Genomic DNA, 16,163 nt, shown 5'->3' with positions numbered 1-16,163 from the left:
CCGGGACCGAAGTCCCGGACCGTGGTGTGTACTGGGACGCATGCCTGACCACGCCCCGACCCTCCAGCTGATCGGCGTGGCCGTCCTCGCGGTGGCGGCCGTCGCCTGGGCCGTCGTCCTGGTGCGTCTGCTCCGCCTGCTGCGCCGCACCGGCCCCCGGGCCACCGCCCGGCGCTCCATCGCCCGGCGTGGGCCCGCGCGGCTCCCGGCCCTGCCGCGTCAGACGCGGGTCGGCCCCCCGCTGGAATCCGTCGAGCTGACACCCGCGGAACAGGACGCGTTCGCCGGCCTGGTCCGGCAACTCGCCAGCGGCTGACCGAGGGCGGTTCCTGCCCCCGCCGCCGTTACCCCTGGCGCGCCGCGCGCCTCTCCATGGCCTCACGGGCCGCGTCCTCCGACATGTACACCTCGCACATGTGCCGCCCGTCGGGGGTCGCCGTGTGCTCGACCTCCCACAGGGAGAGCTCGGTGCCGTCCGGCAGCAGGAAGGCGTGTTCGTACAGCGTGTAGCTCAGCCCCGCCCGTCCGGCCCGGCCGGGTCGTCCGAAGGCCTGGGTGATCTCGTGCGCGGTCGCCGTCGCCAGCAGCGCCGCCGTCTCGGCGCCGGGCCGGTCGGCGTTCTCCGCGCGGCGCAACAGTCGGCGTGCGTGGTCCGCCGAGTCACCGGAGGCGAACACGTGCCGGGGCTCGGGAACCGCCCACAGCCGCATCAGCGCGGGCAGCTCGAACTCCCGGGTGTCCGGCGGCATCCCCAGCCGTGCCGTGGCGGCCTGTAGCTCCTCCTCGTCGGCGTACACCTCGTGCTCCGGCGCGCTGCCGGGCATGGGGTTGTGCACCAGCTCCCACAACGTCACCGCCGTGCCGTCGGCGAGCAGCCAGGTGTGACGGTACGTCTCCCTGTGCAGCCCCGCGCTGTGATACGCGGAGTGCAGCGAACTGTCGTGCGCCAGCGCGCAGTCCAGTCGCCGTATCACCTCGTCGGGCAGTTCGAAGGAGTTCAGGGCACGGCCGAGGAGTCGCGCGAGATGCTCCTCAGGAGACTCGGGCGACTCGGCTGGTTCGTACGCTGCGGTCTCGTACGGAACGCTCAAGGCATCTCCCGGCGTTGCTGCATGTCACCTTGTGGGTGCATACCGTAGCCCCTCGGTCGGACATCATGCCCGGGAACCGGGAAAACGTACGCCGGGAAAACGCGCGGGCCGCGCGAAATGTTCCCGCGCGGCCCGTCATACCGTCAAAAGCCGCCGGTCAGAGGGCGCTTCCGGCGGTCCAGGCGCTCCATGACATGTTCCAGCCGTTGAGGCCGTTGTCGGGGGCGACCGTCGCGTCGGGGGAGTTCTTGACGATCACGACATCCCCGACGAGCGTGTTGTCGTAGAACCACTTGGCGGAGGTGTCGCCCTGCGCTCCCTGCACGTCCGCGAGCCCGACACAGCCGTGGCTGGTGCCCTCCCGGCCGAAGGGCGGGTTGCCCTTGTTGTACCAGTAGTTGCCGTGGATGAACGTCCCCGACGACGTCAGCCGCATCGCGTGCGGGACGTCCGCGATGTCGTACTCCCCGCCGAACCCGACCGTCGAGCCGTTCATGCGGGTCTGCACGAACTTCTCGGAGATCACCATCTGCCCGTTGTACGTCGTGTGCTGCGCGCTGCCCGCCGATATCGGCACCGATTTGAAGGTCTTGCCGTCCCGCACCACCGTCATGGTCTGCGTACCGGCGTCGACCGTGGAGACCTGCGAACGCCCGACGGTGAAGGAGACGTTCTTCTTCTGCACCCCGTAGACGCCCTTCGCGCCCTCGACCCCGTCCAGGTCGACCTTCATCGTGACCTTGGACCCGGCCTTCCAGTACTCCCGCGGCCGGAAGTCCAGGCGCCGGTCCCCGAACCAGTGCCCGACCACCTGCTGACCGCTGCTGGAGTTCACCGCGATGTGCGACTGCACGGCCTTCTTGTCGGTGATCGACTTGTCGAAGGTGAACGACACCGGCATGCCCACGCCGACGGTCGTGCCGTTGTCCGGCGTGTAGGTGCCGATGAAGCTGTTCGACGAGGTGACGGTGGTGAAGATGGAGTTCGCCGCCGCCGTGCGGCCCCGGGAGTCCTTCGCGGTCGCGGCTATCTGGTACTTCGTCCCGCGCTCCAGGTGCTCCTTCGGCTTCCAGCTGTCGCCGTCCGCGGATATCGCCCCCGGCACGGTCCGCCCCGACCCGGCCACGGTCATCTTCACGTCGGTCAGCCTGCCGTCGCTGACCTTCACCCCGGTGGCGTTGATGGACGCGCCGGTCGAGCCGTCCTTGGCCGATATCGCTATCTCCGCCGTCGACGTCTTCGGGGAGCCCTTGGCGCCCTTGCCGTCGTCGTTGCCGCCGTCGGCGCCACCGCAGGCGGTCAGGGTGAGGGCGCCGACCATCAGGGCGGCACAGGCCCCGAGTGCGCGCCGCGCTGCAATGTCCGGCGTTGTCACGGGCTGCTCCAGTTCATGTGATGTGCGTGGTCCGTTCCAGTGCGTGGAGAAAGAGGGGACCGACGCCGGTCGGGGTTCCCTCCGGCCCTCTTGAACGCCATCACGTGACAGAACCGCGACAAAACACCGCCGTCAGCCGCACCCCCCGGCCCGCTCGTCCACCCGGCCCCGCCCCGGCCGGGCCTTCCGCGAACCGGCGCGCGGCAACCACCTGCGCGGCAACCACCCGTGCGGCAACCACCTGTGCGGCAACCACCTGTGCCCTATCCCTGCCGGTACAGCTCCTCGTACGCCGGCCACCCGCCTCCCGGCCCGTCGACCGACTCGGCGGCGCGCACCGCCCCTACGATCGCGCGCGTCACCAGATCCGCGCCGGCGGCCAGGATGTCGTTGAGCGCCAGGGGATGCGCGCCGAGCGTTCGGGTCCCGGTCGCCAGCGCGAACACCGTGTCCCCGTCGTGCAGGAGGTGCACCGGCCGCACCGCGCGCGCGATACCGTCGTGCGCCGTGCCCGCCAGCTTCTGCGCCTGCGCCTTGGAGAGGCCGGCGTCCGTCGCGACCACCGCCAGCGTCGTGTTGAGCGGCGCCGCCGCGTCCCGGCCGGCGATCTCGTCGAGACGCCGACGCGCGGCCTCGTGCACGCGCCGCTCCGGATACGCCACCCGTCCCTGGAACAACTCCCCGTACAGCACGCCCGTGTCGGGGTCCGCGACCGACCCGGCCGCGTTCGCGACGACCAGCGCCGCCACGGTGATGCCCGAGTCGAGCACGGTGCTCGCGGTGCCCACCCCGCCCTTGAGCAGCCCCGCCACGGCGCCCGTGCCGGCGCCGACACACCCCTGCGGCACCCGGGCGCCGGGCGGACAGGCCGCCGCGGCCTCCACCGCCGCGCGTCCCGTCGCCGCGTCCGGACGCGCCCGGAAGTCGCCGCCGCGCCCCAGGTCGAAGACGCACGCGGCGGGCACCACCGGCACGACGTGTGCCGGATCCGTCCCCACCGGCACCCCACGCCGCTGTTCCTCCAGCCAGGCCATCACCCCGGAGGCCGCGTCGAGGCCGTAGGCGCTGCCTCCGGTCAGCACGACGGCGTCGACCTTCCGCACCAGGTTGCGCGGGTCGAGCGCGTCGGTCTCCTTGGTGCCGGGGCCGCCGCCGCGCACGTCCACCGCGGCGACGGCACCGCCTCGGGGGGCGAGGACGACCGTGGTCCCGGTGAGCCAGCCGTCACCGCTGCGGGTCGCGTGCCCCACCCGCAGTCCGGCGACGTCGGTCAGTGCGTCAGCTGTCATGGACGCCAGTCTGGCCCAGCCCGTCCCCATCGAGGAGTGACGGCGGGAACACCGCGCCCGGCCGGTCCGGCGGGAGCCGTACCCTGGTGGCATGAGCACCGCCCCCGAACCCGCGCCGCGCGACCCGAAGCCCGCGCTGGTCTTCGACGACCCGCTGGAGCAGCAGTCCTCGGACGACACCGACCGCGGGTGGGGCGAGCGCCCGGACGGTGACAGCGCCGCCGACCTGAAGCGCTTCCTCGACGAGAAGCCGCCCCACCACCTCTGAGCCGGCCGGGAGGGAACCGCTAGCGCTCCTGGTTCCCGGAGCCGCGCTGCGCCACCAGCGCGTCGCGGATCTCCTTGAGCACCTCCAGCTCGGACACCTGCACGACCTCCTTCGTGCCCTCCCGTGCCGCCCTGCGCGCCGCCTGCCGCGCGAGGTACTTCGACATGGGCAGCACCATCAGGAAGTACACCACCGCGGCGGTGGTCACGAAGGTGAGCGTGGCCCCGAGGACCGAGCCCCACAGGATCTGCACGCCGCTCTTGACCGTGCCGTTCGCGCCCACCTTGCAGGGGGCTTTCAGGCAGGAGCTGTAGTTGTCGAGATTCTGGGTGCCGATCGCTCCGACCAGCGGGTTGATGATTCCCTTCACCACCGCGTTGACGATGTTCGTGAAGGCCGCGCCGATCACCACCGCCACCGCCAGATCGACGACGTTGCCGCGCATCAGGAAGGCCTTGAAGCCGTGCCAGACGCTCGGTTCCTTCTTCGCGCTCACCTGGGGGACTCTCCTCGCGTGCACAGGGTGTGGAACAAAGCCCCCCGCAACCTACGGCACCGTGCGGCCATGGTGTCCAGTCCCGTAGCTTGATCGATACCCGCGACAGGAGGCCGCCGAGCACGCGGGCGAGCGGGGTCAGCACAGGGTCACCGCCAGGCGGGCCGTGGCGCTCGCGCCGACCAGCCGGGCCGCCGTGGCCCGCGGTGCCGCCAGCACGACCAGGGCCCCGCTTCCGGCCGCACCGTCCAGCGGCTCCGGCACCTTCGCCACCCGCACACCGCGCGCGAGCACCCGGGCGCCGCCCCCGGCCGACGGGTCCTCGGCGGCGATGACGTCGACCCGGTCACCGGGCCGGAGGAGCCGTACCGTGGCGGCGTCGGCGATCCGCACGGGTGCCGCCACCATGTCCACCGCCGCGTGCCGTCGTACGGGGTCCGCCGGCCGGTGACCGCGGGCGCGGTCGGTGCCGTGCGGTTCCGGTGCGGTCCGGGGCCCCGCGGCCACGAGTGCCGCCGCGGTCACCGCGAGGCCGGCCGCGACGGCCCTCCTGCGGTGCCGCAGCAGCCGTTGCAGCTGATACCGCCCGCCCCGCACGCGCACCGGGGCGAACGCCGGCACCTCACGGGTCATCGGGGCATCCGTGCCGAGCGGGAGCGGGGGCCGGAGCGGTGCCGCGAGCGCGGCGGGAGCGGGTGGGCGGGCAGGAGAGGAGCGCGAGCCCGGAGGAGGGGGCGGGGTGGAGGCGTACGGGGTGGGCGAGGACGAGGGCATGGGGATCACCGCCTGCGACGAGGAATTCGGCTTGCCATGCCACGATGAGGCCTGGCGCCGGATCCCGTCGCAGTCGGTGGATCACCGGCCGACTGTGGACAACTCGCTCACTCGAACGGGCACTCCCGCCCGCTCCCGCCCCGGCGCCCGGCCGTCCCGCCCGCTGCCGTCCCGCCGTTCAGCCCGGCCGCCGTCCCGCCCGTTGCCGCCCCGACGTTCAGCCGCTCAGCCCGCCGCCGCGCCCCCGCCCCCGGCGCGTCACGGCAGTTCGAACCCCGGGTCCATCCCGCCGAGCCCGTTCACGCACAGGCAGTCCCGCGCCTCCGTGTCCGGCAGTGCCGCCACCGCGTCGAACAGGACACCGCGCAGCCGGTCGACGTTGGCCGCGAACACCCGCAGCACCTCCTCGTGGGAGACGCCCTCACCGGTCTCGGCGCCCGCGTCGAGGTCGGTGACCAGGGCCAGCGACGAGTAGCAGAGCTCCAGTTCCCGGGCGAGCGCCGCCTCGGGGTGGCCCGTCATGCCCACCACCGACCAGCCCTGTGCCCGGTGCCACAACGATTCCGCACGCGTGGAGAAGCGCGGCCCCTCGACCACGACCAGCGTGCCGCCGTCCACCGGCTCCCAGTCCCGCCCGCGCGCCGCCTTCAGCGCGGCCGCGCGCCCGGTGGGGCAGTACGGGTCGGCCATGGACACGTGCACGACGTTCGGCACGGTGCCGTCGGGCAGCGGCAGCCCGTCGAAGTACGTCTGCGCCCGGGACTTCGTACGGTCCACGAACTGGTCCGGGACGAGCAGGGTGCCGGGGCCGTACTCGGGGCGCAGGCCGCCCACCGCGCAGGGGGCGAGGACCTGCCGGACGCCCATGGAGCGCAGGGCCCACAGGTTGGCGCGGTAGTTGATGCGGTGCGGCGGCAGATGGTGACCCCGGCCGTGCCGGGGCAGGAAGGCGACCCGCCGGCCGGCGATCTCGCCGAGGAAGAGGGAGTCGCTGGGCGCCCCGTAGGGGGTGTCGACCTGGACCTCGGTCACGTCCTCGAGGAACGAGTAGAAGCCCGAGCCGCCGATTACACCGATCTCTGCGTTCGCCATGACCAGCACACTAGCTGGCGGCGGATGCGCGGGGGAGCCGGTGCCGGGGAGCGCCGAAGACCCCGCCGTCGTACGACGGCGGGGTCTTCGATGAGAGGTCTCAGGCGGCGGAGCTGCTGGACGAGCCGGAGCCCGACGCGGCCGAGCCAGACGAGGCCGAGCCCGAAGAGGACGAGGTCGTCGAAGAGGACGCCTTCGAGTCGGACGACGAGCCCGACGACGGCTTCGACGCCGGCGCGCTGCTCGACGTGGAGCCCCGCGAGTCGTTGCGGTAGAAGCCGGAGCCCTTGAAGACGATGCCGACCGCGGAGAACACCTTCTTCAGGCGGCCCTGGCAGTTGGGGCACTCGGTCAGAGCGTCATCGGTGAACTTCTGCACCGCCTCGAGGCCCTCGCCGCACTCGGTGCACTGGTACTGGTAGGTCGGCACTGTCTTCCTCCTGGCACTCTCACTCAATGAGTGCTAACGACGGTCCATAGTGACGTATTCCCGGGGATCAGTCCACCGTGACCGGCACGCGGTGACCGACGCCACGCGCGACGGTACGGTTGCGGGGCCGCGCGATCAGCCGTGAGCGCAGCGCCAGCAGGGTGATCAGCGCGAGTACGGTGCCGGCCATGGGCACCAGGAATCCCGCGCCGTCCCACAGCCGGTCCTCCAGCTGTCCGGCGACCGTCACGGCGGCGGCCTGGCCGAGCGCGACCGCGCCGGTCAGCCAGGTGAAGGCCTCCGTGCGGGCACCGGCCGGGACCAGGCCCTCGACCAGCGTGTAGCCCGTGATCAGCGCCGGCGCGATGCACATGCCGACCAGCAGGCCGAGCGCGGCGAGCAGCAGCACCGAGTGCGCAGTCCACAGGGCGGACGCGGTCAGCGCGAGCGCGGTGTAGCCGACGACCAGGCGCTTGTGGGGGGCCACCTTCCAGGCGATCGCGCCGCAGACGATGCCGGACAGCATGTTCCCGGTGGCGAAGGTGCCGTAGAGGACGCCGTTCAGACCGGGCTCGCCGATCGACTCGGTGAACGCCGCGAGCGACACCTGCATGCCGCCGAAGACCGAGCCGATCCCCAGGAAGGTCGCGATCAGCACGCGTACGCCGGGAATGCGCAGGGCGGAGACGTGCTGCACGCGCGCGTGCCCGTCGCCGCCGGTCACCGGCGGCTGCGTGCCTCTCTGGGCCGCGAACAGCAGGCCGCCGACGAGGGTCAGCGCGGCCTCCGTGACCAGCCCCGCCGCCGGTGCCACGGCCGTGCTCAGGGCGGTCGCCAGCAGGGGGCCGAAGACGAAGGTCAGCTCGTCGGTGACCGACTCGAACGCCGCCGCGGTGGTCATCAGGGGCGAGTCCTGCAGCTTCACGCCCCAGCGGGCCCGCACCATCGGGCCGACCTGCGGCACCGAGGCGCCCGTCGGGACGGCCGCGAGGAACAGGGCCCACAGGGGTGCGTGTCCCAGGGCGAGTGCCGTCAGTGTCAGGCCGGCGAGGGTGTGCACCAGGACGCCGGGGACCAGCACGGCGCGCTGTCCGTGGCGGTCCGCGAGACGGCCGCTGTAGGGCGCGAACAACGCCATGGAGACGCCGGTGGCGGCCGCGACGGCGCCCGCCGCGCCGTACGAGCCGGTGGTGTGCTGCACGAGCAGCACGATGGAGATGGTGAGCATCGCGAACGGCTGGCGCGCCGCGAAGCCGGGGACCAGGAACGTCCAGGCGCCGCGGGTGCGCAGCAGCTGTCCGTATCCCGGGCGGGACGACGCCTGCGGGTTCTCCGCCGGCTCGTTGGTGACCGTGGACGCCACGGCCCGTGCCTTTCTTCCGCCTGGTAGCGCGCCCGTGCGGGGGCGCCGAGAGCTGTCCTCTTGCGCGGAACTGCGGTAGATACCGGGCCTCTGCGAAAGGGCGTTTCCGGCCGCCATACGGTCGCGCCAGCTCTGCATCAGGCAGAGTTGGTTCGATCAGTGCGCCTTTATCCTACAGGGATCATGTCCTTGTGCTCCTGTGAAAGAGAGCACCGTCGGGCATGTTCGCCTCTGATCGGCGCGGGTGCGCCTCGTACGGGACGCAGCCGGGACGCTCGGCGCCGGCGCGTCACCGCCCGCCGTCCGCCTCGCCGGTGCCCAGCCAGCTCGCCAGCTTGCCGCCGCGGGCGACCGCGCGCAGCCGGCGTTCGGCCGCGTCGCGGACCGGATCGGTGGCGACGACCAACAGCTCGTCGCCCCGCCTGAGCACCGTCGTGGGCAGCGGCACGAACGACTTCTCCGCGCGCACCACGAGGGTGACGGCGGCACCGGCCGGCAGCCGCAGCTCGTTGACCTCCACGCCGTGCATCCGTGAGCCCTCGGGGATCGAGACGGACAGCAGGTGCCCGCGCAGCCGCTCCAGGGGCGCCGACTCGATGCCGAGATCGGAGGCCTCGCCCTGCTCGCCCAGGCGCAGGGTGCGCGCCAGCCACGGCAGGGTCGGGCCTTGGACGAGGGTGTAGACGACGACCAGCACGAAGACGATGTTGAAGATGCGGTGGCTGTTGGTGACGCCGTTGACCATGGGGATGGTCGCCAGGATGACGGGCACAGCGCCGCGCAGTCCGGCCCACGACATCAGGACCTGCTCCGGCCACGGCACCCGGAACGGAGCGAGGCTGGACACCACGCTCAGCGGCCGGGCCACCATGGTCAGGACGAGCCCGATGACCAGCGCGGGCCAGACGTCGTCGCCCAGCTCGTGCGGGGTGACCAGCAGCCCGAGCACGACGAACATGCCGATCTGGGCGATCCAGCCGAGCCCCTCGGCGAAGCCGCGCGTCGCGGGCCAGTGGGGGAGCTTGGCGTTGCCGAGCACCATGGAGGCCAGGTAGACGGCCAGGAAGCCGCTGCCGTGCGCCAGGGCGCCGGCGGCGTACGCCGTGACGGCGATCGCCAGCACGGCGATCGGGTAGAGGCCGGAGGCGGGCAGAGCCACGTGCTTGAGCCCCCAGGAGCCGAACCAGCCCACCGCGAGCCCCAGGACCGCGCCGATGGCCAGCTCCAGGAGTATCTCGCCCAGCAGTACGTACCAGTGGTCGACCGGACCCGCGGTGGAGAAGGCGACGACGAGGATGACCACCGGGGCGTCGTTGAAGCCGGACTCCGCCTCCAGCGTGCCCGTCACGCGCGCGGGCAGCGGGATGCGCCGCAGTACGGAGAAGACCGCCGCCGCGTCCGTCGACGACACCACCGCCCCGATGATGAGCGCCTGCCGCCACTCCAGACCGACCAGGTAGTGCGCGCCCGCCGCGGTGACCCCCACGCTGACCGCGACTCCCGCCGTGGCCAGGACGGAGGCGGAGGGCAGGATGGGCCGGACCTCTTTCCACTTCGTGCCCAGGCCGCCCTCGGCCAGGATCACGACGAGGGCCGCGTACCCCATGACCTGGGTCACCTCGGCGCTGTTGAAGTGGATGTCACCGATGCCGTCCTGGCCCATGAGGACGCCGATGCCGAGGTAGACGAGCAGGCTGGGGAGCCCGCTGCGCGAGGAGATCCGGACGGCCGCGACGGCGACCAGCAGGACGACGGAGCAGACGAGCAGGAGCTGGTTGAGGTGGTGAACAGTCAGCGGGCGTTCCTCCTCCGGGATGTCCGGTTACTTCGTTACCTTACCTAACTCTTGACGCTTTCTTGACGTTCCACAAGGCAAGATCGAACGCTCGTGCACGCCGGTTCCCGACTCCGCGTCAAGCGGCACAGGGCCCTGCGCCTATGGTTGCTCCAGCGCTCATTCAAAGTCACAGCCCGACCTGCCGCTCGCGTTAGGACAGCAAGGACAGCGATGCCCCCCAACACCACCGCCACAACGGGTGACAAGCCCGCCAAGTCCGGCAGGAAGAAGGGGCGCAAAGCCCGACTCGTCGTGCTCGTGCTGGTTCTGGCCGTCATCGGAGGCATCGCCTACGGGGCGTACTGGTCGATCAGCACCGTCCGCGCCTCCTTCCCGCAGACCACGGGTTCGATCAAGCTCGACGGCCTGTCCGGGCCGGTCGACGTCAAGCGGGACGGCAACGGCATCCCGCAGGTCTACGCCTCCTCCGACGAGGACCTGTTCATGGCGCAGGGCTATGTCCAGGCGCAGGACCGCTTCTATGAGATGGATGTGCGCCGGCACATGACCTCCGGCCGCCTGTCGGAGATGTTCGGCAAGGGCCAGGTCAAGAACGACGAGTTCCTGCGCACCCTCGGCTGGCACCGGATCGCCCAGCGGGAGTACGACACCAAGCTGTCGCCCGCCGCGAAGAAGTACCTCCGGGCGTACGCCGAGGGTGTCAACGCCTACCTCAAGGGCAAGGACGGCGCGGATCTCTCCCTGGAGTACGCGGCCCTGGGTCTGACCAACGACTACAAGCCGGAGAAGTGGACCCCGGTCGACTCCGTGGCCTGGCTGAAGGCGATGGCCTGGGACCTGCGCGGCAACATGCAGGACGAGATCGACCGCGCCCTGATGACCAGTCGCCTCGGCCCGCAGCAGATCCAGGAGCTGTACCCGCAGTACCCCTACGGCCGCCACAAGCCGATCGTGCAGGAAGGCCAGTACGACGAGCTGAGCAAGAGCTTCCGGCAGAGCGGCGGCACGGGCACCTCGCAGACCACGGGCACGACCGGCTCCACGGGTGCGACCGGCACGACGGGTACGACCGGCACAGCGGGCACGACCGGTACGGCGGGCACCACGGGCGGTACGACCGGCACCACCGGCACCACGGGGGCGACCGGTACCACCGGCACCACGGGTACGACCGGCTCCACCGCCACGGGCACCACCACCGGCGCGAGCGGTTCGGGTCTCACGAGCCAGCTGGGCGGCCTGTACAACGTCCTGGACAACGTCCCCGCGGCCGTCGGCGTGAACGGTCAGGGCATCGGTTCGAACTCCTGGGTCGTCGCCGGGAAGTACACCGTGAGCAAGAAGCCCCTCCTCGCCAACGACCCGCACCTGTCGGCGTCCCTGCCGTCCGTCTGGTACCAGATGGGCCTGCACTGCCGGACCGTGTCGAGCAAGTGCCAGTACGACGTCGCCGGCTACACGTTTGCCGGGATGCCCGGTGTGATCATCGGCCACAACGCGAAGATCGCCTGGGGTCTGACCAACTCCGGCGTCGACGTCACCGACCTGTACCTGGAGAAGGTGACCGCGAACGGTTACCTGTACGACGGCAGGGTGCGGCCCTTCAAGACCCGTGAGGAGACCATCGAGGTCGCCGGCGGCCAGTCCAAGACGATCGTCGTCCGGCAGACCCAGGACGGCATGCCACTGCTGTCCGACCGTGACGACGAGCTCGTCCAGGTCGGCAGGAAGGCCGCCGTCAACACCGCCGCGCCCGACCGCGGCGACGGCTACGGCATCGCCCTGAGGTGGACGGCGCTCGACCCGGGCACCACCATGGACGCGGTGTTCGCCCTCGACAAGGCGTCGGACTTCAGCGAGTTCCGCTCGGCGGCGGCCCTGTTCGACGTGCCCTCGCAGAACCTGGTCTACGCCGACACGGACAACCACATCGGTTACACGCTGCCCGGCAAGATCCCCACGCGCTCCGCCGCGGACGACGGTTCCGTCCCGGCGCCCGGCTGGGAGTCGAAGTACCGCTGGACCGGCTTCGTCAAGCCCGACGAGCTGCCCTACGAGTACGACCCCGCGCGCGGCTACATCGTCACCGCCAACCAGGCCGTCGTCGGCAAGGACGCGTACCCGTACACCCTCACCGCCGACTGGGGCTACGGCACCCGCAGTCAGCGCATCACCGACCTGATCGAGTCCAAGATCAAGGACGGCGGCAAGATCTCCACCGACGACATGCGGCAGATGCAGCTGGACAACAGCAGTGAGATCGCCAAGCTCCTGGTGCCCAAGCTGCTGAAGCTCGACCTGGGCGACCCGGACGTCCGCGAGGCGCAGAAGCTGCTGGAGGGCTGGGACTACACCCAGGACGCCGACTCCGCAGCGGCCGCCTACTTCAACTCCGTGTGGCGCAACATCCTCAAGCTCGCCTTCGGCAACAAGCTTCCCGAGGAGCTGCGCGTCAAGGGGCAGTGCCTGTGGGTCGACAAGATCGACAGCACCGGCCCGCTGGACGACGACACCAAGGTCCGCGAGTGCGGCCAGCGTGACGCCGACCAGGCACAGCCGGACGGCGGCGACCGCTGGTTCGAGGTCGTGCGCATCCTGATGGACAAGCCCGGCAGCGACTGGTGGAAGACGCCCAAGTCGGGCACCCGCCCCGCCGCGGCCAACCGCGACCAGCTCTTCGCCCGCGCGATGATCGACGCCCGCTGGGAGCTGACCGCCAAGCTGGGCAAGGACATCGACACCTGGAGCTGGGGCCGGCTGCACCGCCTGTTCCTGAAGAACCAGACGCTCGGCACCGAGGGCCCCAAGGCCGTGCAGTACCTCCTCAACCGCGGCCCCTGGAAGCTCAGCGGTGGCGAGGCGGCGGTGAACGCGTCCGGCTGGAACGCCGCCGGCGGCTACAACGTCGTGTGGGTGCCGTCCATGCGCATGGTCGTCAACCTCGCGGACCTCGACAAGTCCAAGTGGATCAACCTGACGGGCGCCTCCGGACACGCCTTCAGCGCGCACTACACGGACCAGACGGGCATGTGGGCCAAGGGCGAGCTGCTGCCCTGGTCGTTCTCGGACAAGGCGGTCGGCAAGAGCACGAGCGACACCCTCGTCCTCAAGCCGTGAGCCGCTGACGGCACCGCACGGGAAAAGGCCCTCCACGCGCGCGTGGAGGGCCTTTTCCCGTCCGCGAAGCCTGTGGGACCCGCGGAGCGCCGCTCAGGCGGGCGCGAAACGGTGCACGCCGCGAGGCGTCACCGCCGCGTGCACCGGCTTGTCGTGCGCCTCGGCCGGGACGCGCGCGACGACCTCCGTGTCGTACAGCAGCACCACCAGCCGGGGCCGTGCGCCCGCCCCCTCGAGACGGGCCAGCACCCGGTCGTAGGAGCCTCCACCGCGCCCCAGGCGCATCCCGCGCCCGTCCACCGCGAGCCCCGGCAGCAGGACGACGTCCGCGCCCGTCACGGCGTCGGGGCCGAGGCGCGCGCCCGACGGCTCGGACAGCGTCATCCGCCCGCCGTGCCGGACCCGCGCGAGGGAGCCGGGGCCGGTGTACTCGCCCCAGTCCAGATCGTTGTCGGGCAGCAGCACGGGGAGCAGCACGCGCACCCCGCGGGCGCGCAGCGTGTCCAGCAGCGCGAGGGTGCCCGGTTCGCCGCCCACGGAGACGTACGCCGCCACCGTGCGTCCGCCCGCCAGCTCGGGCAGCTCCAGCGCGCGTTCCGCCAGCGCCCGGCCCGCCGCGCGGACGTCATCCGCCGTCAACCCGTTCCTCACCGCGAGGATCTCCCGCCGCAACGTGGCCTTGTCAGGCTCACCCGTACGTCCGCAGTGTTCCACTGGTCGTTCTCGCACCCTTCTCTTAACGCAGGCGATATAAGGGTCAACCGAACCGGAGCCACAGATCTCCCACAAAGGCACCGGATATGGTTGCGGGCATGACTCAGTCCCACCCCAGGATCAGCAAGGCTGTCATCCCCGCGGCAGGCCTCGGCACCCGGTTCCTGCCGGCGACCAAGGCGACTCCCAAGGAGATGCTGCCGGTAGTGGACAAGCCGGCGATCCAGTATGTGGTCGAGGAGGCCGTTGCGGCGGGACTCGACGACGTCCTCATGGTCACCGGGCGCAACAAGCGCCCCCTGGAGGACCACTTCGACCGCAACTACGAGCTGGAGTCGGCGCTCGGCAAGAAGGGCGACGCCGAACGCCTCGCGAAGGTGCAGGAGTCCAGCGACCTGGCCACCATGCACTACGTGCGCCAGGGCGACCCCCGGGGTCTCGGGCACGCCGTGCTGTGCGCCGCCCCGCACGTCGGCCACGAGCCGTTCGCCGTGCTGCTCGGTGACGACCTCATCGACCCGCGGGACCCGCTGCTCCAGCGCATGATCGAGGTCCAGGAGCGGCACGGCGGCAGCGTGATCGCCCTCATGGAGGTCGCGCCCGAGCAGATGCACCTGTACGGCTGCGCGGCCGTGGAGGCCACCGCGGACGGCGACGTGGTCAAGGTGACCGGACTGGTCGAGAAGCCGGACCCGGCGGACGCCCCGTCGAACTACGCGGTCATCGGCCGCTACGTCCTCGACCCGCGCATCTTCGGCATACTCCGCACCACCGAGCCGGGCCGCGGCGGCGAGATCCAGCTGACCGACGCCCTCCAGCAGCTCGCCCAGGACGAGAAGGCCGGCGGCCCCGTGCACGGCGTCGTCTTCAAGGGCCGCCGCTATGACACCGGCGACCGTGGCGACTACCTCCGTGCCATTGTCAGACTCGCGTGCGAACGTGAGGACCTGGGCCCGGACTTCCGGACCTGGCTCCGCAGTTACGTAGCCGAGGAGATGCAGCAGCCTTGACCAGCGCCGCGACCCGCCCCGCCGGCCCTGACGACCTGTGGTCGGTGGACGAGCACCTGGAGGACATCCTCTCCACCGTCCGCCCCCTGGAACCCATCGAGTTGCAACTGCTCGACGCCCAGGGCTGCGTCCTGGTCGAGGACGTCACGGTGCCGGTGTCCCTGCCGCCGTTCGACAACAGCTCCATGGACGGGTACGCGGTGCGGGTCGCGGACATCGCGGGCGCCGGCGAGGAGTTCCCGGCCGTCCTGGAGGTCGTCGGGGACGTCGCGGCCGGCGCCGCCGACCCGGTCCGGATCGGCCCCGGGCAGGCCGCGCGCATCATGACCGGCGCGCCGCTGCCGCCCGGCGCCGAGACCGTCGTCCCCGTCGAGTGGACCGACGGAGGACTCGGCGAGGGCCCGGTGAGCGGCATGCGGTCGCGCAGCCTGGCCCCCCAGGGCGCCGAGGGGCAGGTGCGCGTGTACCGGCCCGCCGCGCCGCGCGCGCACGTGCGCGCCAGGGGCAGCGACGTGAAGGCCGGTGACCTGGCCCTGGAGGCCGGCACGGTCCTCGGCCCGCCGCAGCTCGGGCTGCTCGCCGCGATCGGCCGCGGCACGGTCCGGGTGCGCCCGCGCCCGCGCGTGGTCGTCCTGTCCACCGGCAGCGAACTCGTCCAGCCCGGTGAGGAACTGGGCCCGGGCCAGATCCACGACTCCAACAGCTTCGCGCTCACCGCCGCCGCGCGGGACGCGGGCGCCATCGCCTACCGGGTCGGAGCCGTCGCCGACGACGCCGAGACCCTCCGCTCCACCATCGAGGACCAGCTGATCCGCGCGGACCTGCTGGTGACCACGGGCGGGGTGAGCGTCGGGGCGTACGACGTCGTCAAGGAGGCGCTGTCGTACGCCGCCGACGCGGACGAGGCGGGCAGCGGTGTGGAGTTCCGCAGGCTCGCCATGCAGCCCGGCAAGCCCCAGGGCTTCGGCTCCATCGGCCCCGACCACATCCCGCTGCTGGCCCTGCCCGGCAACCCGGTGTCGTCGTACGTCTCCTTCGAGCTGTTCGTCCGTCCCGCGATCCGCACGCTGGCGGGCCTCACGGACATCCACCGGCCCCGCGCGCGGGCCGCGCTCACGGCGGACGAGGCGCTGCGCTCGCCCCGGGGGCGCCGGCAGTTCCTGCGCGGCGTCCACGCCGAGGGGAAGGTCACCCCCGTGGGCGGTGCGGGTTCCCACCTGGTCGCGGCGCTCGCGCGGGCGAACGCGCTGATCGTCGTCCCCGAGGACGCGGAGTCGGTGGAGCCCGGGACCGAGGTGGAGGTCGTCCTCCTGGGCTGACGCGCGCGCCCGTCCACAGGAGGATCC

15 protein-coding genes are annotated in these 16,163 nt (G+C 71.8%); 5 read left to right on the top strand and 10 right to left on the bottom strand.

What is annotated here, in order from left to right; all coding sequences use genetic code 11:
- Positions 1-40 precede the first annotated feature (40 nt).
- Complete coding sequence (locus tag ACGFT1_RS21795) at positions 41-316, top strand: hypothetical protein (RefSeq protein WP_373910599.1); 276 nt, start codon at positions 41-43, stop codon at positions 314-316.
- Between the two features lie 28 nt (positions 317-344).
- Here ACGFT1_RS21795 and ACGFT1_RS21790 read toward each other — a convergent pair whose 3' ends face one another.
- The 3 genes from ACGFT1_RS21790 to ACGFT1_RS21780 form a co-directional block, all read right to left on the bottom strand.
- Entirely contained in the window at positions 345-1,091 is a 747-nt protein-coding gene (locus ACGFT1_RS21790; protein WP_373910598.1) for a DUF6227 family protein, read from the bottom strand.
- 157 nt (positions 1,092-1,248) lie between these two features.
- The gene (locus ACGFT1_RS21785; RefSeq protein ID WP_373910597.1) at positions 1,249-2,466 is read right to left on the bottom strand and encodes an Ig-like domain-containing protein; all 1,218 of its coding nucleotides are present in this window, start codon (positions 2,464-2,466) and stop codon (positions 1,249-1,251) included.
- A 263-nt stretch (positions 2,467-2,729) separates the two neighbouring features.
- Complete coding sequence (locus ACGFT1_RS21780; protein WP_373910596.1) at positions 2,730-3,755, bottom strand: P1 family peptidase; 1,026 nt, start codon at positions 3,753-3,755, stop codon at positions 2,730-2,732.
- A gap of 91 nt (positions 3,756-3,846) precedes the next feature.
- On the opposite strand from ACGFT1_RS21780, the gene ACGFT1_RS21775 reads away from it, so the two are divergent.
- A complete protein-coding gene (locus ACGFT1_RS21775) occupies positions 3,847-4,023 on the top strand; it encodes a hypothetical protein (protein WP_361987015.1) in 177 nt (58 codons plus the stop codon).
- A gap of 19 nt (positions 4,024-4,042) precedes the next feature.
- On the opposite strand, the gene mscL is transcribed toward ACGFT1_RS21775, so the two are convergent.
- From mscL to ACGFT1_RS21745, 6 genes are all read right to left on the bottom strand, one after another.
- Positions 4,043-4,519, bottom strand: coding sequence for a large conductance mechanosensitive channel protein MscL (gene mscL / locus ACGFT1_RS21770; RefSeq protein ID WP_373910595.1), 477 nt, complete (start codon positions 4,517-4,519; stop codon positions 4,043-4,045).
- A 138-nt stretch (positions 4,520-4,657) separates the two neighbouring features.
- Positions 4,658-5,293, bottom strand: coding sequence for a hypothetical protein (locus ACGFT1_RS21765; RefSeq protein WP_373910594.1), 636 nt, complete (start codon positions 5,291-5,293; stop codon positions 4,658-4,660).
- A 258-nt stretch (positions 5,294-5,551) separates the two neighbouring features.
- Positions 5,552-6,385, bottom strand: coding sequence for an S-methyl-5'-thioadenosine phosphorylase (locus tag ACGFT1_RS21760; RefSeq protein WP_373910593.1), 834 nt, complete (start codon positions 6,383-6,385; stop codon positions 5,552-5,554).
- Positions 6,386-6,485: 100 nt separating this feature from the next.
- Positions 6,486-6,815 carry an FmdB family zinc ribbon protein gene (locus ACGFT1_RS21755; protein WP_373910592.1) on the bottom strand — a complete coding sequence of 110 codons (330 nt, stop codon included), beginning with the start codon at positions 6,813-6,815 and terminating at the stop codon, positions 6,486-6,488.
- A 67-nt stretch (positions 6,816-6,882) separates the two neighbouring features.
- On the bottom strand, positions 6,883-8,178 hold the full coding sequence (locus tag ACGFT1_RS21750) for an MFS transporter (protein ID WP_373910591.1): 1,296 nt from the start codon (positions 8,176-8,178) through the stop codon (positions 6,883-6,885).
- Positions 8,179-8,467: 289 nt separating this feature from the next.
- Positions 8,468-9,994: a potassium/proton antiporter gene (locus ACGFT1_RS21745; RefSeq protein WP_373910751.1), complete on the bottom strand. Its 1,527-nt coding sequence runs from the start codon at positions 9,992-9,994 to the stop codon at positions 8,468-8,470.
- Between the two features lie 192 nt (positions 9,995-10,186).
- Here ACGFT1_RS21745 and ACGFT1_RS21740 point away from each other — a divergent pair, with 192 nt between their 5' ends.
- Positions 10,187-13,093 (top strand): penicillin acylase family protein, encoded by a 2,907-nt coding sequence (locus ACGFT1_RS21740; RefSeq protein WP_373910590.1) that lies wholly within the window; start codon positions 10,187-10,189, stop codon positions 13,091-13,093.
- A 93-nt stretch (positions 13,094-13,186) separates the two neighbouring features.
- Here the strand turns inward: ACGFT1_RS21740 and ACGFT1_RS21735 are convergent, their stop codons facing one another.
- Positions 13,187-13,807: a 5-formyltetrahydrofolate cyclo-ligase gene (locus ACGFT1_RS21735; protein ID WP_373910750.1), complete on the bottom strand. Its 621-nt coding sequence runs from the start codon at positions 13,805-13,807 to the stop codon at positions 13,187-13,189.
- Between the two features lie 98 nt (positions 13,808-13,905).
- Between ACGFT1_RS21735 and galU the strand changes: the two genes are divergently transcribed.
- Positions 13,906-14,817 (top strand): UTP--glucose-1-phosphate uridylyltransferase GalU, encoded by a 912-nt coding sequence (gene galU, locus ACGFT1_RS21730; protein WP_121788325.1) that lies wholly within the window; start codon positions 13,906-13,908, stop codon positions 14,815-14,817.
- Complete coding sequence (gene glp / locus ACGFT1_RS21725) at positions 14,814-16,136, top strand: gephyrin-like molybdotransferase Glp (protein ID WP_373910589.1); 1,323 nt, start codon at positions 14,814-14,816, stop codon at positions 16,134-16,136. The genes galU and glp overlap by 4 nt, the downstream gene beginning before the upstream one ends.
- Positions 16,137-16,163: the final 27 nt, after the last annotated feature.

The organism is Streptomyces sp. Y20, from assembly GCF_043195475.1.
Taxonomy (GTDB): domain Bacteria; phylum Actinomycetota; class Actinomycetes; order Streptomycetales; family Streptomycetaceae; genus Streptomyces.
The sequence above is the reverse complement of the archived record's forward strand: the minus strand, read 5'-3'. Positions and strand labels throughout refer to the sequence as shown.